18 protein-coding genes and 2 tRNA genes are annotated in these 17802 nt (G+C 63.4%); 10 read left to right on the plus strand and 10 right to left on the minus strand.

Going from position 1 to position 17802, the window contains the following annotated elements; genetic code table 11:
* Positions 1-2: 2 nt before the first annotated feature.
* The gene (gene tkt, locus LY632_RS09550) at positions 3-1982 is read right to left on the minus strand and encodes a transketolase (RefSeq protein ID WP_234090910.1); all 1980 of its coding nucleotides are present in this window, start codon (positions 1980-1982) and stop codon (positions 3-5) included.
* 207 nt (positions 1983-2189) lie between these two features.
* Here tkt and LY632_RS09555 point away from each other — a divergent pair, with 207 nt between their 5' ends.
* From LY632_RS09555 to LY632_RS09575, 5 genes are all read left to right on the plus strand, one after another.
* The gene (locus tag LY632_RS09555) at positions 2190-2417 is read left to right on the plus strand and encodes a hypothetical protein (RefSeq protein WP_234090911.1); all 228 of its coding nucleotides are present in this window, start codon (positions 2190-2192) and stop codon (positions 2415-2417) included.
* Entirely contained in the window at positions 2414-3055 is a 642-nt protein-coding gene (zapA, locus tag LY632_RS09560) for a cell division protein ZapA (protein WP_234090912.1), read from the plus strand. Before LY632_RS09555 ends, zapA begins: the two co-directional genes overlap by 4 nt.
* Positions 3056-3356: 301 nt before the next feature.
* Complete coding sequence (locus LY632_RS09565) at positions 3357-3929, plus strand: 5-formyltetrahydrofolate cyclo-ligase (protein WP_234090913.1); 573 nt, start codon at positions 3357-3359, stop codon at positions 3927-3929.
* Positions 3926-4141, plus strand: a complete 216-nt coding sequence (locus tag LY632_RS09570; RefSeq protein ID WP_234090914.1) for a DUF2842 domain-containing protein — start codon at positions 3926-3928, stop codon at positions 4139-4141. Before LY632_RS09565 ends, LY632_RS09570 begins: the two co-directional genes overlap by 4 nt.
* A gap of 17 nt (positions 4142-4158) precedes the next feature.
* A complete protein-coding gene (locus LY632_RS09575; RefSeq protein WP_234090915.1) occupies positions 4159-5649 on the plus strand; it encodes an MFS transporter in 1491 nt (496 codons plus the stop codon).
* On the opposite strand, the gene LY632_RS09580 is transcribed toward LY632_RS09575, so the two are convergent.
* Positions 5650-6624 (minus strand): nitronate monooxygenase family protein, encoded by a 975-nt coding sequence (locus LY632_RS09580; protein WP_234090916.1) that lies wholly within the window; start codon positions 6622-6624, stop codon positions 5650-5652.
* A gap of 113 nt (positions 6625-6737) precedes the next feature.
* Positions 6738-6814: transfer RNA gene (locus LY632_RS09585), tRNA-Asp, on the minus strand.
* Between the two features lie 242 nt (positions 6815-7056).
* On the opposite strand from LY632_RS09585, the gene LY632_RS09590 reads away from it, so the two are divergent.
* Positions 7057-7449 carry a hypothetical protein gene (locus LY632_RS09590; RefSeq protein WP_234090917.1) on the plus strand — a complete coding sequence of 131 codons (393 nt, stop codon included), beginning with the start codon at positions 7057-7059 and terminating at the stop codon, positions 7447-7449.
* On the opposite strand, the gene LY632_RS09595 is transcribed toward LY632_RS09590, so the two are convergent.
* The 5 genes from LY632_RS09595 to thyA form a co-directional block, all read right to left on the minus strand.
* Positions 7450-8046: a YdeI family protein gene (locus tag LY632_RS09595; protein ID WP_234090918.1), complete on the minus strand. Its 597-nt coding sequence runs from the start codon at positions 8044-8046 to the stop codon at positions 7450-7452. It abuts the gene before it with no gap.
* A gap of 18 nt (positions 8047-8064) precedes the next feature.
* Positions 8065-9354: a dihydrolipoamide acetyltransferase family protein gene (locus LY632_RS09600; protein WP_234090919.1), complete on the minus strand. Its 1290-nt coding sequence runs from the start codon at positions 9352-9354 to the stop codon at positions 8065-8067.
* 4 nt (positions 9355-9358) lie between these two features.
* The gene (locus LY632_RS09605; RefSeq protein WP_234090920.1) at positions 9359-10429 is read right to left on the minus strand and encodes an alpha-ketoacid dehydrogenase subunit beta; all 1071 of its coding nucleotides are present in this window, start codon (positions 10427-10429) and stop codon (positions 9359-9361) included.
* A complete protein-coding gene (locus LY632_RS09610) occupies positions 10426-11715 on the minus strand; it encodes a 3-methyl-2-oxobutanoate dehydrogenase (2-methylpropanoyl-transferring) subunit alpha (RefSeq protein WP_234090921.1) in 1290 nt (429 codons plus the stop codon). The genes LY632_RS09605 and LY632_RS09610 overlap by 4 nt, the downstream gene beginning before the upstream one ends.
* A gap of 116 nt (positions 11716-11831) precedes the next feature.
* On the minus strand, positions 11832-12788 hold the full coding sequence (gene thyA, locus LY632_RS09615) for a thymidylate synthase (protein ID WP_234090922.1): 957 nt from the start codon (positions 12786-12788) through the stop codon (positions 11832-11834).
* Between the two features lie 111 nt (positions 12789-12899).
* Between thyA and LY632_RS09620 the strand changes: the two genes are divergently transcribed.
* Positions 12900-12976 (plus strand) — tRNA-Pro (locus LY632_RS09620).
* A 76-nt stretch (positions 12977-13052) separates the two neighbouring features.
* Here the strand turns inward: LY632_RS09620 and LY632_RS09625 are convergent.
* Positions 13053-13520, minus strand: a complete 468-nt coding sequence (locus tag LY632_RS09625) for a DUF3429 domain-containing protein (protein ID WP_234090923.1) — start codon at positions 13518-13520, stop codon at positions 13053-13055.
* A 32-nt stretch (positions 13521-13552) separates the two neighbouring features.
* Here LY632_RS09625 and LY632_RS09630 point away from each other — a divergent pair, with 32 nt between their 5' ends.
* Together LY632_RS09630 and LY632_RS09635 are read left to right on the plus strand one after the other, a co-directional pair.
* On the plus strand, positions 13553-14887 hold the full coding sequence (locus tag LY632_RS09630) for an AarF/ABC1/UbiB kinase family protein (RefSeq protein ID WP_234090924.1): 1335 nt from the start codon (positions 13553-13555) through the stop codon (positions 14885-14887).
* Entirely contained in the window at positions 14884-15357 is a 474-nt protein-coding gene (locus tag LY632_RS09635) for a low molecular weight protein-tyrosine-phosphatase (protein WP_234090925.1), read from the plus strand. Before LY632_RS09630 ends, LY632_RS09635 begins: the two co-directional genes overlap by 4 nt.
* Here the strand turns inward: LY632_RS09635 and recG are convergent.
* A complete protein-coding gene (gene recG, locus LY632_RS09640) occupies positions 15340-17400 on the minus strand; it encodes an ATP-dependent DNA helicase RecG (protein ID WP_234090926.1) in 2061 nt (686 codons plus the stop codon). The two genes, LY632_RS09635 and recG, sit on opposite strands and share 18 nt — an antisense overlap.
* Positions 17401-17453: 53 nt before the next feature.
* On the opposite strand from recG, the gene LY632_RS09645 reads away from it, so the two are divergent.
* Complete coding sequence (locus LY632_RS09645) at positions 17454-17732, plus strand: succinate dehydrogenase assembly factor 2 (RefSeq protein WP_234090927.1); 279 nt, start codon at positions 17454-17456, stop codon at positions 17730-17732.
* Positions 17733-17802: the final 70 nt, after the last annotated feature.

Below are 17802 nucleotides of genomic sequence, written 5' to 3' on the forward strand. Positions count from 1 at the left end.
GCTTACGCCTTGATCTTGTTGACAATCTGCGGGACGATTGCGTCCGCCGTGAAACCGAATTTCTCGTAAAGAACCTCTGCCGGAGCCGAGGCACCGAAGCGGTCGAGCCCGATCTTGATCCCGTCCGCGCCGACGTAGCGGTCCCAGCCATAGGTGGCCGCTGCTTCGACCGAAACTTTGAGGACATCGGCCGGAAGGATGTCCGCACGATAGGCGGGGTCCTGTTCGTCGAACAATTCGGTACTGACCATCGAGACGACGTCGGCCCCGATGCCCTGCTCTTCCAGTTTCGCTGCACATTCAGCGGCGATGTGGAGTTCGGAACCGGTCGAAACGAGCACGACCTTGCGGGCGTTCTCAGCGCTCTTGATGCGATAGGCGCCCTTGGCCGAGAGGTTCTCGTCCGCGGCCTGGAGTCGCATCTGCGGCAGGTTCTGGCGGCTCAGCGCGAGAACGGTCGGGCGGTCCATCTGCTTGAGCGCGATTTCCCAGCATTCGGCAGTTTCGATTGCATCAGCCGGGCGCATCACGAGCAAATTCGGCATCGCCCGCAAAGATGCGAGATGCTCGACCGGCTGATGGGTCGGGCCGTCTTCGCCGAGGCCGATACTGTCATGGGTCATGACGTAGATCACCCGGCACTGCTGCAGCGCCGAAAGCCGGATAGCGCCGCGGGCATAGTCGGTGAAGACCAGGAAGGTGCCGCCGTAGGGGATGACCCCGCCGTGCAGCGCCATGCCGTTCATCGCCGCAGCCATGCCGAACTCGCGGATGCCCCAGTAGAGATAACGCCCGCTGTAATTGTCGGCCATGAAGGGTTCGATTCCACCGGCCTTGGTGTTGTTCGACCCGGTAAGATCGGCGCTGCCGCCGATGGTTTCGGGCACGCGCGGATTGATTTCGGCCAGCGCCATCTCGCTGGCCTTGCGGGTCGCCACCTTGACCGGGTTGGCGATCAACTGGGCGAGGTAGTCGTCCATCGCCGCGCTTGCGGGCAGTTCACCCGCCATTCGGCGGAGGAACTCGGCCTTAAGATCGCTGGCCTCAAGCCTGGTTGCCCAGGCACCGTGCGCTTCGCGACCACGATCGCCAATCGAATGCCACTCGCCGAGGATACCCTCAGGAATGACGAAGGGTTCTGCTTCCCAGCCCAGCACTTCTCGAGCTGCAGCAATCTCGTCGGGGCCGAGCGGCGCGCCGTGGGTGGCGCTGGTGCCCTGCTTGTTGGGCGCGCCCTTGCCGATGATCGTTTTGCAGGCGATCAGCGAAGGGCGCGGATCGGCGATCGCTCCGTCAATGGCGCGAGCGATATCGGCGAAATCATGCCCGTCGCATTCGGCGACATGCCACCCGGTCGCTTCATAGCGGGCGCGGATGTTCTCGCTGGTCGAAAGGTCGGTCGCGCCGTCGATGGTGATGGCATTGTCGTCCCACAGCACATTGAGGCGGCCAAGCTTGTGGTGCCCGGCAAGCCCGATCGCTTCGTGGTTGATACCCTCCATCAGACAGCCGTCGCCCGCGATCACCCACGTGCGGTGATCGACGAGGTCGTCACCGAAGGTTGCATTAAGGTGCCGCTCGGCCATCGCCATGCCGACTGCCATGGCCAGACCCTGACCCAGCGGGCCGGTGGTGCATTCTACACCATCGAGAAGGAAGTTTTCCGGGTGCCCGGCACAGGGACTGCCGAGCTGGCGGAAGTTGCGGATATCGTCCATCGTTGGCTGGGCATAGCCGGTCAGATGCAGCAGGCTGTAGATCAGCATCGAGCCGTGGCCCGCGCTCAGGACGAAGCGGTCCCGGTCCGCCCATTTCGGATCGGACGGGTCGAACTTGAGATACTGCGACCACAGCACTGTCGCGACGTCGGCCATCCCCATCGGCATCCCGGGGTGGCCCGAATTAGCCGCCTGCACCGCATCCATCGAAAGCGCCCGGATAGCGTTGGCCATCGGGGCAAGGCGTGCGGGATCGAGACTCATGGGCAGGTGGCTCCGGCAATGTGGCAATCGGCATAGAAAGCAGGGTCCGATTCGCTCGCGCGCACCCTTTGCGAAAGGCGTTTGCCGAGGTCAAGGACAGCGCGGGTTGGGTCCACTATAGCCAACTGACCGCACGCTTCGCCCGACTTATCAACAGGCCCGCCCAAGGCTTTGCCTCTGCACGATAAAGGCGATAAATCACTCGCCATGGAAGGGGAACGCATCGAAACGGCTGTGCAGCGGATCGAGCAGGCACTGGCTCGCATTTCCGCCATCGCCGATAAAGGACCGCCCACAGTCCCACCGATGCAAGGAGCCCCGGCGGCTGTGCCGCCCAACGTCCTCCAGTTGGTGACGCGCCATGAAACCCTGCGCGAAGCCGTGCTTGCCGAACTAGAGCGGCTCGACGAGATAATCGGGAAGCTCGAGGGATGAACACGCTCCAGCTCAATATCGGCGGGCGCACCTTCGCCATCGCTGTGCAGCCGGGCCAGGAAGATCATGTGCATCATCTAGCTTCGCAAATTGATGCGAAATTCCAGCAGCTTACTCCGCGCTACTCGCAGAATCTGCTGTTCGCTACACTGCAACTGGCCGACGAGTTGCATCGCTCGCAACTCGCCTCGGCCCAAGCGAAGCAAGAGGCGCAGGCTGCGGTTGATGGAGCTTCCGACCTCAAGCGCGAGGCGGACATGGCAGTCGGCCAGACTGACAAATTAAAGCGCCGGATTGCCGAACTGGAGGAGGAGCTCAGCAATTTGCAATCCTCGATCCAACAGGAATCCAACAAATACAATGATCTCATCGCCGACAATGAGCGGTTCAAGATTGCCGTCATGGAGGCAGACACGGAGAAAACGCGGCTGCAAGGCGAACTTGCCTCGGCAAGGCGGGAGCGTGACGCACTCGAGCAGCAGTTGGCCGAAGCCCCTGCGGCTGCGTCAGGCCAGCAAGCCTTCTTCGATCCCGCCTCGTCGGCAATCGACCCCGAATTGGTTCCAGCGCTGGAACGATTCGCCGAACTGCTCGAAAATTGTGCCAGCAAGCTTGAGGGTAAGGGCGCCGCATCCTAGATAGGCAGTGGCGGGACTGCCCGGCACGAGCCGAACGAATATCCCTGAGGCTATAAGCAATCCATGGGAGCTGTCCCTGCCTGGGTTAACGGGTTCGTCCCGGGGACTCGGGTAAACGGCGCCCACCTGACGTTAGGCGTCAGAGGATTTCACTGGCAAACGACCCATGGTGGTTCCGCCACACAATTTTGATGAAGTGCCGTAGATCCGTTCAGGCTGAGCCTGTCGAAGCCCCGCACTTTTTCCACTCAACTTATCACGAAGGACGAGCGGCCCTTCGACAAGCTCAGGACGAACGGTGTTGGATAAGGCTGAACTGAGGAAGCGACTCCGCAAGATCCGCCGCGAGCACGTCGCGGGTCAACCGCCTGCGATCCGGTCGCTGCTGTTCAATCGTCCTCCTGCACCGCTGCTCGACATCATCCCCGATGGAGCTGTGATCGGCCTGTATCACGCGACGTCGCACGAAGCACCAACGGCTTCCTACGCCAAGTTTTTCTTCGAACGCGGGCACACCCTGGCCCTGCCACGGTTTGCCACGGAGCGAAGCGAGATGACATTCGCCGCCTATACCGATCCCTTCACCGAGAGCGACCTTCTGGACGGCCCCTTCCAACTGATGCAACCGTCCGCCGCTGCCAGAAAGCTGGTTCCTGACGTCGTGTTCATCCCGCTGGTAGGGTTCACTGCCGACGGCCATCGTCTTGGCCAAGGGGGTGGCCACTATGATCGCTGGCTCGAAGCTCATCCGGACCGGACCAAGGTCGGTCTTGCCTGGGATGTACAACAGGTCGAGACATTGCCACTGGAGCCGCACGACCAGTACCTGGATGCCATCGTAACGCCAACCCGCTTGTACGGACCCTTTGCATGAGAACCGAACCGACCTGGCGAATACCCTTCGGGGTACTACTTCTGATCATCGCGCTCACGGCCTATGCGCTGGTGATCGCACGCTATGTGCCGGAGCTGATCGGTGGATGGCATGCGGCGTTCCAGACCGTCGTCTATCTCATCCTTGGCCTTGTATGGCTGCTTCCCCTCAAACGTTTCCTGCTGTGGATGGAGAGCGGCAGCAGCAAATGATTGACGCGGCGTAACGAGTGGCTAGCTTCCCCTTCAGGAGAGAAACGCTGGCCACATCATCATCTACGTCCGTTGCGGGCGACGTCGCTCGCCAGGGAACCCGTCTCGGTCTCGGTACCAAGCTCGCCTATGGCTTCGGTAGCGTGGCGTTCGGGGTCAAGGACGGTGGCTTTAACTACTTCCTGCTACTGTTCTACGGCACGGTTGTAGGGCTGGAACCGGGTCTTGTCGGTCTCGCCATCCTAATTGCTCTGGTGCTGGATGCGATCAGCGATCCGCTCGTCGGCTATTGGTCGGACAACCTCCATTCCCGCTGGGGCCGCCGACATCCCTTCATGTATGCTTCGGCCATACCGGTCGCGGCAACCTACTATCTGCTGTGGAACCCACCCGAGGGACTCAGCCAAGGCGAGCTGTTCGTTTTTCTGCTTGGCCTGGCGGTGCTGATCCGCACTTTCATCACTTTCTACGAAACGCCCAGCTCGGCGCTCTTGCCAGAACTTACGGCGGACTACGAGGAACGCACCAGCCTCCAGACGTTTCGCATCATGTTCGGCTGGGTCGGCGGCAATGCCATGACCGTGCTGATGTTCGGCGCACTGCTGGTGCCGACAGCGCAGTATTCGCACGGCATCCTCAACCGCGACGGCTATGCATCCTATGGCATCATCGCCTCGGCCCTGATCTTCACTGCGATCGTCGTTTCAGCGCTCGCCACCCACCGGCACATCCCGAACCTGCGCCAGCCTCCGGCAAAGCAGCAGTTCTCGCTCCGCCGGCTGTTCGGGGAGATGTTCGAAACCTTGCGAGAAAGCAGCTTCCTGGCCCTGTTCTGGGCGACCGTGATGGGTTCGGTGGCGACAGGCCTTTCGGCCGCGCTGGCGTTCGTGATGCTCAGCTATTTCTGGGGCTTTTCGTCGGAACAGCAGTTCATCTGGACCGCGCTGGTCTTTTTCTCCGCTCTCATCGCCTTTGCCATCGCGCCTGCCATCGGCAAGCGATTCGGCAAGAAGAAGGCCGTCATAGTCCTGGGCATCGTCGCGTTCACCGTTGCGCCCGCCCCGGTCATCCTGCGCCTGATGGGTCTGATGCCTGAAAACGGCGATCCGATCCTGTTTCCGCTGGTGGCGGCGATCAATACGCTCGACCTGTCGCTCATCATCGCCTTGCAGGCGATCCTCTATTCGATGATCGCCGACCTCGTCGAAAGCAGCGAGCTACGCACAGGAAGACGGTCGGAAGGCGTGTTCTACGCGGCGGTCACCTTCACCCGCAAATGCACCGTCGGCCTGGGATCGTTTACGGGCGGCCTGATCCTGACCGCCATCTCCTTCCCGCAAGGGGCGGATCCATCGACCGTCCGCGCCGATACGCTGTGGTGGCTGGGCGCGGCCTATGCACCGAGCCTGTGGGTGCTGTGGCTGGCGATGCTGTTCTGCATCAGCCGCTATCGCATCACCAAGGAAGAGCACGAGGCGAACCTGGAGCGGCTCGCCTCGCGCCAATAATCAGGCCGCTTGCAGCCTGTTCATACGGGCGAGGATTTCCTCTGCCTCCTGCATGATCCGGTCGATCAGTTCCTTGCAGGTCGGGATATCGTGGATGAGACCGGCGACCATGCCGCAGCTCCATGCGCCGGCATCCATGTCGCCATCCATCATGATGCGCGGATAGACCCCGGCGACTTCGCCGATGATGTCCTCGAACTTCAGCTTGTCGCCCAGCGCCTTCTCTTTCTCGAGCAGGCGCTCGACCGCTTCATTGGTCATCACGCGCTCGGTGTTGCGCAGCGGGCGCATCACCAGGCGGGTGTCGAGCTCGCTGGCGGCGACAATGGCCTGCTTCACATTATCATGCACCGGGGCTTCCTTGGTGGCGATGAAGCGCGTGCCCATGTTCATCCCTGCCGCGCCCATGGCGAGCGACGCAATGAGGCTGCGCCCGTCGGCCATGCCGCCGCTCGAAACGAACGGGATTTCCAGCTCGTCCGCCGCGCGCGGGAGCAGGATAAAATTCGGGATGTCGTCCTCACCCGGGTGACCGCCGCACTCGAAGCCATCGACCGAAACCGCATCGCAGCCGATTTCCTGCGCCTTGAGGCTGTGGCGCACGCTGGTGCATTTGTGGATCACCTTGACCCCGGCATCCTTGAGCGCGGGCATCACCTGCACCGGGTTGCGCCCGGCGGTTTCGACGACCTTCACACCGCCATCGATGATGGCCTTGACCAGCCCCGGATAGTCCGGCGGCGTCAGCGAAGGCAGGAAGGTCAGGTTCACGCCAAAGGGCTTGTCCGTCATGTCGCGGCACTTGGCGATTTCGTTGGAGAGCTTTTCCGGGGTGCCCTGGGTCAGCCCGGTGATGATGCCGAGACCGCCGGCATTGGAAACCGCCGCAGCCATCTCGGCAAAGCCGACATAGTGCATGCCGCCCTGGATGATGGGATGCTCGATGCCGAACATTTCGGTGATGGCGGTTTTCATGCTGGTTCTCTCCCCACAGGTTTTCGCTTGCAACGGACCCTTGCCGTTAGCGAGACAAAGCTCAAACAAAAATTGCCTTGGGAAGGGCGAAACGCGACTTCCCGGGAGGGAAGTGGCGAGAGTGACGGGACTTGAACCCGCGACCTCCGGCGTGACAGGCCGGCGCTCTAACCAACTGAGCTACACCCCCGCAAACCACTGGCGCAATCGCTGCGTTCCTGCGTGGGAGCGGCGCAACTAGGGCAGGCTCCCGAGGCTGTCAATAACCCTTGAACGCAAATTTCGCGGGCGGGAAACATACAACCGCGTTAACCATATTTTCGCCTCTTCCAGGCACCTCCCTGTTCAACGCAATCTGCTGGCAACGGGGGGATTCCTGCCATGCGCAAGTTTGTATTGACTGCCGCCCTTGCCTGCCTCGCCACCGGAGCCATGGCCGCGCAGTCGGCCATCGATATCCGGAAGTCGGTCTATATCGAACGCGCCGAACGACAGGGCGACCGCGTGGTGCGCGCGCTCGAACCTGCGACCACGCTTCGCAAAGGCGATTCGGTGGTCCTTATGCTCACTTGGAGTGCATCCGGGCAGAGCGACAGCTTTACCGTGTCCAGCCCGGTTCCTCGGGATCTCGCCTTCAAGCGCAGCGGCGGCCGGGACGCACAGGTCTCCATTGATGGTGGGAACAGTTGGGGTCAGCTCACGGAGATGCGCATCGGGGCGCGTCGAGCCTCGCCGGAAGAGGTCACTCATTTGCGCTGGCAGGTCAGCCGCGAAGAAGCCCTGCGCGGCAAGGGCATGTTAAGCTACAGCGCTATCGTGCGCTGATCAGCAATTTTCATACTTCCAGTTCCGCTTCTTGCCTTCGGCCAGCCATTCGAGCGTGGACGCTATCCGCTTGGCGCGGGTTTCCTCACGCTTCGCCTCGGTGATCCATTCGAGATATTCCCGGCGGTGTGATGGAGCGAGCCGGGCAAAGGATGCTTTCGCCTCGGGCTTGCCTTCCAGTGCTACCGCGAAATAGTCCGGCATCGGGATCTCCGGCTTGGGCTTTGGCGCGCCGCTTCCCTTGGTCGCGCTGCCGTGCTTGGCCACGCGATCCCGAGCAGCGTGAATCGCTGCGATAACCTTTAACTCAGGCGGGATCTCTTCGAGGCTGGCAATCTTGCCATATCCTCCCATCCCCCCATTCCCCTTTGCAGCCTGGCGTCCATCGCCATGGATGACCAAGGCACAATGCGCCTTGAAGGCCGATATACCGGCGACATTCTTCCCGCCGACAAGGAAGTGCGGCATGCCCCATTTGATGTCCTCTGTGCCCTCGGGCAGCGCCTCATGCGCTAACTCGCGCAGGCGCGTGAGGATCGGCTGCGCAAAGGGCGCGGCCTTGTCGATATAGGCGTCGATGCGCGGGTCCCTCTCCATGCGGAGAGGTATATCACATCAGCCAGCGAGAATCAGCGCCGGAGTTTCCAGCAGTCGCTTAAGTGCCTGCACGAAGCTCGCCGCATCGTAGCCATCGACCACGCGGTGGTCGCAGCTGATCGAGATGTTCATCAGCTTGCGCTTCTCGATCCGCTCGCCTGCCCCCAAACCATTGGCGCCGTCGGGGACAAACATCGGGCGTTCGATGATGCGGTTGGGGCCGATGATCGCGACTTCGGGCCGGTTGATGACCGGCGTGGTCGCCACGCCGCCCAGCGGGCCGAGCGAGGTTACCGTCAGCGTGCCGCCCGACAGTTCATCGGACTTGGCCTTGCCCGTTCGTGCTGCTTCGGCGAGGCGCGCAATTTCATTCGCCAGCTGCCACAGGTTCTTCGCCTCGGCATTGCGGATCACCGGGACCATCAGCCCGGCATCGGTCTGTGTCGCCATGCCGAGGTGCACTGCGCCGCTACGGGTTATCACACCCGCTTCGTCGTCGTAGCGGGCGTTGATCATGGGAAACTCGGGGAGCGTCTTGCAGATCGCGGTGATCAGCAGCGGCAGGATCGTCAGCTTGGGCCGGTCTGCGCGCTTTGCATTGAGCTGCGCGCGAATGGTCTCGAGATCGGTCACGTCGCATTCCTCGACATAAGAGAAATGCGGGATGTGGCGCTTCGAAGCCGCCATGTTCTCGGCGATGCGGCGGCGCATGCCGATGACCTTGATCTCCTCGTCATTGCGCGTCGGCGCAGCTGCGGAGAAGCCGCTGGTATAGGACAGGAAGGCGTCGAGATCAGCGTGGCGAATACGGCCATCCTCGGCCGGTTTCACTTGCGCGAGATCGATGCCGAGATCTATCGCGCGAGCGCGAACGGCGGGCGATGCAAGCACCTTCGCTTCGACCCTGGGAGAGGGAGCAGGGGTAACCGGCTGAGGCGGAGCGGGCTCGGGATTGGCGGCCACCGCATCGTCGCCATCGCTCGCGTCGGGCGTCTCGACTTCGATCCGTTTTTCGACGACTTCAGGCTTCGGTGCCGGAGCAGCCTCGACGGGCTCTTCAGCCTCACCTTCAACCTCGATCACCAGCAGCATCGCACCGACCGAAACCACATCGCCCGGCTCGCCGGCAATCTCGGTCACCGTACCCGCAACCGGGCTCTCGATATCGATCGTCGCCTTGTCGGTCATCACGTCGACCAGGTGCTGGTCTTCCTCGACCCGGTCTCCGACCTTGACATGCCATTCGACGACTTCCGCCTCGGCAACGCCTTCGCCCACGTCGGGCATGTTGAATGTGAACTTGGCCATCGGGTCAGTCCTTCAAAAGTCGGTCAATCGCTTCGCCGAGACGAACGGGGCCGGGGAAATAGGCCCATTCGAGGCTGTGCGGATAGGGTGTGTCGAAGCCGGTGACGCGTTCGATCGGAGCTTCGAGGTGGTAGAAGCAGCGTTCCTGAACCAGTGCGGAGAGTTCCGCACCGAAGCCGGAGGTGCGGGTCGCCTCGTGCACGATCATGCACTTGCCGGTCTTCTTCACCGATGCCTCGATCGCCTCGATATCGAGCGGCACGAGCGTCCTCAGGTCGAGGATCTCGGCATCGACGCCCTTCTCGCGGCACACCGCCTCGGCGACATGGACCATGGTGCCATAGGCCAGCACGGTCAGCGTCTCGCCCTCGGTCACCACCCGCGCTTTGCCCAGCGGGACCTTGTAGTAGCCCTCGGGAACCACCGAATCCTTGTGCTTTTTCCAAGGCTCGACCGGCTTGTCGTAATAGCCGGAGAACGGCCCGTTGTAGATCCGCTTGGGCTCGAAGAAGATCACCGGATCGTCGTCTTCGATGCAGCTGATCAGGAGCCCCTTGGCATCGTAGGGCGTCGAAGGGATCACCGTCTTGAGGCCCGCGACATGGGTGAACAGTGCCTCCGGGCTCTGGCTGTGGGTCTGGCCACCGAAGATGCCCCCGCCAAACGGCGAGCGCACCGTCATCGGTGCAATGTAATCGCAGGCCGAACGATAGCGCAGCCGCGCCGCCTCGGAGATCAACTGGTCGAGCCCCGGATAGATGTAATCGGCGAACTGGATCTCAGGCACCGGACGCAGGCCATAGGCCCCCATCCCCACCGCCGCACCGATGATCCCGCACTCGGATATCGGCGTGTCGAACACGCGGTTCTTGCCGTATTTCTCTTGCAAGTGAGCCGTGGCACGGAACACGCCGCCGAAGTAGCCCACGTCTTCGCCCATGATGATGACGTCGGGATCGCGTTCGAGCATGATGTCGAGCGCGTCGTTGATCGCCTCGATCATGTTGAGACGACGCCCAGTCTCGTTGGCGGTGCCCGCTTCTGCCGCGGCCGGCTCTTTCACTTCGCTGCTCATGCCCAGGGTTCCTCTCCGGGCCATTTTATCTCGCGCTCGCGGCGAGCCTGCGCCGCCTGCTCCTCCAGATGCCAGGGCAGGTCCTCGTAGACATCCTGGAACATGGTGCGGAACGGCTGGTGCAGGCCATGGCCGAGGATGCCGTTCTTTTCGGCTTCCTTGGTTGTCGCCTTGACGTGTTCTGCGGCCTCGAGATCCATCGCCGAATGCCGTTCCTCGTCCCATTCGCCGATGGCGATGAGGTGCTTCTTCAGCCGGTTGATCGGGTCGCCCAGCGGCCATTCCTCCCGTTCCTGAGCGCTGCGATAGGCGCTGGGATCGTCCGAGGTGGAATGACCCTCGGCGCGGTAGGTGAAATGCTCGATCAAGGTTGGGCCCTTGTTGGCACGGGCGCGGTTTGCGGCCCATTGCTCGGCGGCATAGACCGCCAGCGGATCGTTGCCATCGACCCGTAGCGACGCAATGCCATAGCCAAGGCCGCGCGCGGCGAAGGTGGTCCGTTCCGCCCCTGCAAAGCCCGAGAAGCTGGAAATCGCCCACTGGTTGTTGACGACGTTGAAGATCACCGGTGCGTTGTAGACGGTGGCAAAGGTGCAGGCCGCGTGGAAATCGCCCTCCGCCGTCGAGCCCTCGCCCACCCAGGTCGCAGCAATGCGGCTGTCGTTCTTAGAGGCGCTGGCCATCGCCCAGCCCACCGCCTGCGGCAGTTGCGTGGCGAGATTGCCCGAGATCGAGAAGAAGTTGTGTTCGCGGCTCGAATACATGATCGGCAGCTGGCGGCCCTTCAGCTTGTCCGCCTTGTTGGAGTAGATCTGGTTGATCATCTCGACCAGCGGATAGCCGCGCGCGATCAATATTCCCTGCTGGCGATAGCTGGGAAACACCATATCGTCGGCCGCAAGCGCCATGGCGGCCGAGACGCTGGTCGCCTCTTCACCGGTACACTTCATGTAGAAGCTGGTTTTGCCTTGCCGCTGGCCGCGAAACATGCGCTCGTCGAAGGCGCGGACCATGGAGAAATGCCGCAACATGATGCGCAGCGTTTCCGGATCGAGCTTGGGGTCCCAGGGGCCATGCGCCCTGTCATCGTCGCCCAGCACACGGATCAGGTCATGCACCAGCGGCGTCGTCTCGCGCGGGTCGCAGGCCTCGTCGGGACGTGGCTGCGCCCCTGCCGGCGGGATATCGAGATAGGAAAAATCGGCCTTGTCGCCGGGCCGATATCTCGGCTCGGGCACATGCAGTTCGAGGGCGGGCTTGTTCTGCCCTGCGGGCCGGTCGGCCATATCGCGCTCTCCCAACTGGCGCCCCCGGGGATCAGAGACGGCAGATGCATTCTTACAATTGCGCGCACATTTATTGCGCACGATGCAAGTGGTCAAGCTTATGGACCTTCGTGAGCCTAAACCGCAACAGGCGCCGTGATCGGCGGGTGCGGTGTGTAATTTTCGACCACGAAATCCTCGATCTGGTAGTCGAAAATGCTGTCCGCGCGGCGCACTATTTCAAGCCGCGGCCGATCCCGCGGTTCGCGCGCCAGCTGTTCGGTGATCAGATGCGCATGATTCAGGTAGAGATGCGTGTCACCGCCCATCCACACCAGCTCTCCGGGCTCAAGGTCCACCTGCTGCGCGACCATCCGCTGGAGCAATGCCGCCGACCACAGGTTGAACGGCAGGCCCAGCGCGACATCGCAGCTGCGCTGGTAGAGCAGGCAGTTGAGCCGGTCTCCGGCGACATGGAACTGGTAGGTCTTGTGGCACGGCGGCAGCGCCATCCGGTCGAGCTCGGCCACGTTCCAGCCTTCGATGATATGGCGGCGGCTCCCCGGGTTGGTGCGCAAGCTCTCGACCACCTCGGCGACCTGGTTGATCCCCTCGCCCTTCTCGTAAAGCCCGTCCTTGCGATAGCGCCAGGTCGGCCAGTCTACCCACTGCTTGCCATAGACCGGGCCGAGATCGCCCCAGCGCATGGCGAAGGCCTCGTCATCGGCGATCCGCTGGACAAAATCGTCCAGCGCGATGTCATCGCCCGTCTCGCGCACATAGCGAGCGTGCGGCCACTCGTTCCAGATCTTGACCCCTTGCAGCACCAGCGGGCGGATATTGGTATCGCCGGTTAGGAACCAAAGCATCTCGCGCGTGGCGGTCTTCCAATAGACCCGCTTGGTGGTGAGCAGCGGCATCGCCCCGCCCGCGAGGTCGAATCGCAGTTGTGCCCCGAAGACGGATCGTGTGCCGACGCCGGTCCGGTCCACCCGCTCGCTGCCATGCTCCCAGATGTGGCGCATGAGATCGAGATATTGCTGTTCCGGATGCGCTCCGGTGGCAGAATCGAGGGGAAGCGAGGCACTGGCCATGTAAAGTCCCATACCCTGCAATTGCCCGCTTGCCACCCCGCTCGTCCACACCTATAGGGCGCGCCTTGCCTCGACCCGCGGCGGCTTCGGCCCGGCGGGAACGACATCGGTCGGGGAGTAGCTCAGCCTGGTAGAGCACTGTCTTCGGGAGGCAGGGGCCGGAGGTTCGAATCCTCTCTCCCCGACCAGTTTTCACTAGACTAAACCGTCCGGGGGACGGTTTTGCGTGAAAACTCCCGAGCGAAGCGCGGGAGGCGTCACGCTTCAGCGTTGCTCCATCGCCAACAGCGCCAACACTACGCTCAAGCCCCCCAGCCCCAGCGAAAGCCGCCAGCGCAGCGTCATCCATTCCTTGCCACCAAGGGCCAGCTGGCGATCCACCAAGGGCGAGAGGCAGAGCATCAAACCGAGCCACAGCAACGACGGCCCCGGCCATTCCGACCCAAACGTCCAGGGCAGGAACAACGCCAATCCGATCAAGCTCGGCAGCACGGCCACGGCAAAGGCCCAACGCGGCGCTCCGGGGTGGCTCAAGGCCTGCCCCCACCACACACCTCCCAGAAAGCTGAAGATCAGCGCGGCATAGGCATAGCTGGAGGCAAGCGCGATCCACGACAGCGAACCGCCCTGCACCACCAGCAAGATGGCGATCATCTGCGGCAGCAGCCCGGCATAGCCGAGCCACTGCGCCGCTGCCGGAACGGACTGCCGCTCCGCCGTTTTGTCGTTCATTCCTGTTCGATCCCTGCTAACGGCCCACCCACATGTCAGACCAAGATAACCCCTCGCGCCACCGCGCGGTTCCCAGCGGGCGGCTGTCAAGGCTCGCCGGCTTTGGCAGGCTGGCCGGCGGAGTGGCCGGTTCCGTGCTGGGCGAAGGAGCCAAGCGATTCGCCGCAGGAGAACGGCCCAAGCTGGAAGAACTGGTGCTGACCCCTGCCAACGCCCGCCGCCTGACCGACAGGCTAGCGCATCTGCGCGGGGCGGCAATGAAACTGGGGCAGATGATCAGCATGGATGCGGGCGATATGCTGCCGCACGAACTTTCGCAAATCCTGGGTTCATTGCGTGACCAGGCGAACTTCATGCCCCCGCAGCAGCTCGACAAGGTGCTGGCCACCGAATGGGGCAAGGACTGGCGCAACCGCTTCCGCCGCTTCGAACCTCGCCCTATCGCTGCCGCCAGCATCGGCCAGGTCCACCGCGCGCTGACCCGCGAAGGCGAGCTGCTGGCGATCAAGGTGCAATATCCCGGTGTCGCGCAGAGCATCGACAGCGATGTCGACAATGTCGCGACACTGCTCAAAGTGTCTGGCCTGCTGCCCAAGGAACTGGATTACGCGGAACTGCTCAAGGCGGCGAAAGAGCAGCTCCACGAGGAGGCCGATTATGTCCGTGAAGGACAGCAGATGCGGCTGTTCAAGGCGCGGCTGGCCGACCGGCCCGAATTTGTCGTGCCGGTGCTAAACGAAGGGCTGACCACTGACCGTATCCTGGCCATGAGTTTCGAGGAAGGCGCGCCGATCGAAAGCCTCGAGAGCAAGCCGCAGGACCTGCGCAACCACGTGTTTGAGCGGTTGATCCGCCTGGTGGCACGCGAGCTGTTAGAATTCGGCGTGATGCAGACCGACCCCAATTTCGCCAATTTCCGCTACCAGCGCGGCACCGGCAAGGTGGTGCTGCTTGACTTCGGGGCGACCCGCGAAGTCGATCCGTCGATCCGGACGGCCTATCGCAAGCTGCTGATGGCGGGCTTGCAACAGGACCCCGACGCCGTGCGGCGCGAGGCGCTGGCCGCAGGGTTCATCAACCAGAACGTCATCGACCGCCATCCGGAACGGATCAGCCGCATGATCGCCATCATCGTCGGCGAAATGGCCCGCGATACCGATTTCGACTTCGGCGACCGTTCCTTCGTCCCGCTGCTGCGCGACGAGGGCATGGCCATCGCGCAGGACCGCCAGAGCTGGCACCTTCCGCCCGCCGAAACCCTGTTCGTCCAGCGAAAGGTCAGCGGCACCGCGCTGCTCGGCGCGAGGCTGAAGGCGGTGGTCAATATCCGCAAGGTGGTCGAGGAAGTGCTGGAAGCGACCGCATGAACCACAAACCCGCCATCCTGTTCGTCTGTCTCGGCAATATCTGCCGTTCGCCTCTCGCCGAAGCGGCCTTCCGCAAGGCGGCGGCGGAGGCCGGGCTGGAGGCGCATACCGACAGTGCCGGGACCGCCGCCTATCATGTCGGCGAACCGCCTGACCCGCGTAGCATTGCCACCGCTGCCCGATATGGGATCGATATCGCGCACTATCGCGGGCGGCAGATCGAGGCAGCGGATTTCGCGCGGTTCAGCCATATCCTCGCGCTGGATCACTCCAATCTCGCCAATATCCGGCGGATCGCCCCGGATGGCCATACGGCCCATGTCTCATTGCTGATGGACATGGTGCCGGGCCGCGAAGGTGCCGCGGTGGCCGATCCCTATTACGATGGCGAAGAGCAGTTCGAGTACACCTGGGAAGACGTATGGCGCGCGGCGCAGGCGCTGGTGGCCCGCCTAGCCGCCGCGCAGTAACTGCACGCCCCAGTCTCGCTCGAACAGGTAGAGAAGCACCCGAGCCGCCTCCCCGCGCAGAGAGCTAAGTCCACCGTCGCGATCCACCAGCAGGCGCGCGTCGTCGTGCGCAACAGGGAGCAATCGCTGGATCTGCTCGAGATTTGCGACGCGGAATGGCGTATCGCCCGATTGCCGCGTGCCGAGCAATTCGCCGCCGCCGCGCAGGGCCAGGTCTTCCTCGGCGATGCGGAAGCCGTCCTGCGTCTCCCGCATCAGGGCGAGCCGCTTGCGGCCAGTCTCCGACAGCGCCTCACCGCGCAGCAGCAGGCAGACGGACTTCTCCGAGCCGCGCCCGACCCGGCCGCGCAACTGGTGGAGCTGGGCCAAGCCGAAGCGTTCGGCCTGCTCGATCACCATCAGGGTCGCAGCAGGGACATCGACCCCGACTTCGATCACCGTGGTTGCCACCAGCAGTTTCGCCTCACCGCTGGCGAAGCGTTCCATCGCCCGGTCCTTCGCAGACGGGTCGAGCTGGCCATGGACCAGCACCACCGTTTCGCCGAACCGCTCCCTCAGCGCCGCGTGGCGCGCCTCGGCTGCGGCAAGGTCGGTGGTCTCGCTGTCATGGACCATGGGACAGACCCAGTAGGCCTGCTGCCCGCCCTCGATATGCCGCCCGACGGCCTCGACCACTTCGGCGATGCGGTCCTGCCCGACGACCCGCGTATCGATCGCCTGCCGCCCGGGGGGCATTTCGTCGAGCTTGCTGACATCCATCTCGCCATATTGCGCGAGGGTCAACGTGCGCGGGATCGGCGTCGCGGTCATCGCCAGCGTGTGCGGTGTGTGCTTGCCCTTGCGCGCCAGTTGCAGGCGCTGGGCGACGCCGAAGCGGTGCTGCTCGTCGATCACCACGAGGCCCAGATCGCGATAATTGACGCTGTCCTGGAAGATCGCGTGGGTGCCGACGACGATATGGATCGACCCGTCGAGCAGCCCCATCAGGATGCTCTCCCGCGCCCGGCCCTTGTCGCGACCGGTCAACAGTGCGACCTCCGCCCCTGTGGGACGAGCCATGGCCCGCAGGGTCTCGAAATGCTGCCGGGCAAGTATCTCGGTTGGTGCGAGTAGAGCAGCCTGCGCCCCGGCCTCGACCGCGACCAGCATCGCCTCCAGCGCCACCACGGTTTTGCCCGCACCGACATCGCCTTGCAGCAGCCGCAGCATCGGCGCTTCCTGCGCCACGTCGCCTTCAATCTCCCGGATCGAGCGCTGCTGGGCACCCGTGAGCGGAAAGGGCAGTTGCAGCTTGCCCCGGAGCGAGCCATCGCCGACCAGCGCCCGCCCGCGCCGCTGGCGGTTGTCCGCCCGCACCAGCATCAACGCCAGGCTGTTGGCGAGCAGCTCGTCATAGGCGAGCCGGTCGCGCGCCGCCGTGTGCTCGCCCTTGTGCGCCAGCTTGAGCGCATCGGACCACGCCGGCCACCCGGCCTTGTCGAATTGCGCCGGCTCGATCCATTCGGGCAATTCGGGCAGCCGCGCCATCACCTGCGCTACGAGGCTCGCCACCTTGGGCTGGGTGAGCCCCTCGGACAGGGCATAGACCGGCTCGCACAGGCGCTGCAGGCTCTCGCCACCTTCTTCCAGCACATGGTCCGGATGGACGATCTGAAGCATGTCGCCGTATCGTTCCAGCTTGCCGGCGACCCAGCGCCGCTCGCCCACCGGCAGCAGTTTCTTGGCGGAGTAGGCCGCGCGTCCGAAATAGGTCAACGCGCAGACGTTGCCGATCGAATCCTGCGCCAGCACACGGTGCGGCCCGCGGCCCGATCGCGGAGCCCGGTGCTCGATCGGGGTAAGCGCGAGGACGATCTGCTCGCCCTCGCCCGCCTCGTCGAGGTTCTGCACCGACCGACGGGTGACGAAGCGTTCGGGCAGGTGATAGGCGACATCGCGCACCCGCGTCAGGCCCAGTCTGTCGAGCGGCTTCTTGAGCTTCGGCCCGACGCCTTCGAGCGTATCGACCTCGGCAAACAGCGGGTTGAGGATCTCCGGGCGCATGTCATTCCTATACCCGCTTGCGCCGCCAATGCGAGTGCCCTACCCGCCCGCTGATGCCCGACGCACCCGACTTCGCCACCCGTCTCGCCCGCGCCAAATTCCGCGGCTGGCACCGCGGAACGCGCGAGGCCGATTTTATGATCGGCGGATACTTCGACCGCTATTCCGCGAGCTGGGACGAGGCCGGGCTGGCCTGGTTTGAAATGCTGCTGGATGTAGACGATGTCGACATCATGGCTTGGGCCTTGGGCACACAGCCGATCCCCGAGCACATCGCCGGCGATCAGATGGAGCTGATGCGCAAGCTCGATTACGTCGATATCCCGCGCTGACCTTTCGGCGGGGTAGCGCACCGCGCAAACCCCCGCTAACGCACCCTGCAACACTTCACCGCACCCCCTT

This window comes from Erythrobacter sp. SDW2, from assembly GCF_021431965.1.
Taxonomy (GTDB): Bacteria; Pseudomonadota; Alphaproteobacteria; order Sphingomonadales; family Sphingomonadaceae; genus Parerythrobacter.

Bases quoted from the DNA above. Each gene is read 5' to 3' on its own strand.
- LY632_RS09555 (WP_234090911.1), top strand. From the start codon at position 2,190: ATGGAAGGGGAACGCATCGAAACGGCTGTGCAGCGGATCGAGCAGGCA.
- LY632_RS09645 (WP_234090927.1), top strand. From the start codon at position 17,454: ATGCCCGACGCACCCGACTTCGCCACCCGTCTCGCCCGCGCCAAATTC.
- LY632_RS09635 (WP_234090925.1), top strand. From the start codon at position 14,884: ATGAACCACAAACCCGCCATCCTGTTCGTCTGTCTCGGCAATATCTGC.
- recG (WP_234090926.1), bottom strand. From the start codon at position 17,400: ATGCGCCCGGAGATCCTCAACCCGCTGTTTGCCGAGGTCGATACGCTC.
- tkt (WP_234090910.1), bottom strand. From the start codon at position 1,982: ATGAGTCTCGATCCCGCACGCCTTGCCCCGATGGCCAACGCTATCCGG.
- LY632_RS09570 (WP_234090914.1), top strand. From the start codon at position 3,926: ATGAGAACCGAACCGACCTGGCGAATACCCTTCGGGGTACTACTTCTG.
- LY632_RS09630 (WP_234090924.1), top strand. From the start codon at position 13,553: ATGTCAGACCAAGATAACCCCTCGCGCCACCGCGCGGTTCCCAGCGGG.
- zapA (WP_234090912.1), top strand. From the start codon at position 2,414: ATGAACACGCTCCAGCTCAATATCGGCGGGCGCACCTTCGCCATCGCT.
- LY632_RS09610 (WP_234090921.1), bottom strand. From the start codon at position 11,715: ATGGCCGACCGGCCCGCAGGGCAGAACAAGCCCGCCCTCGAACTGCAT.
- LY632_RS09580 (WP_234090916.1), bottom strand. From the start codon at position 6,624: ATGAAAACCGCCATCACCGAAATGTTCGGCATCGAGCATCCCATCATC.
- LY632_RS09590 (WP_234090917.1), top strand. From the start codon at position 7,057: ATGGCCGCGCAGTCGGCCATCGATATCCGGAAGTCGGTCTATATCGAA.
- thyA (WP_234090922.1), bottom strand. From the start codon at position 12,788: ATGGCCAGTGCCTCGCTTCCCCTCGATTCTGCCACCGGAGCGCATCCG.
- LY632_RS09600 (WP_234090919.1), bottom strand. From the start codon at position 9,354: ATGGCCAAGTTCACATTCAACATGCCCGACGTGGGCGAAGGCGTTGCC.
- LY632_RS09595 (WP_234090918.1), bottom strand. From the start codon at position 8,046: ATGGAGAGGGACCCGCGCATCGACGCCTATATCGACAAGGCCGCGCCC.
- LY632_RS09625 (WP_234090923.1), bottom strand. From the start codon at position 13,520: ATGAACGACAAAACGGCGGAGCGGCAGTCCGTTCCGGCAGCGGCGCAG.
- LY632_RS09605 (WP_234090920.1), bottom strand. From the start codon at position 10,429: ATGAGCAGCGAAGTGAAAGAGCCGGCCGCGGCAGAAGCGGGCACCGCC.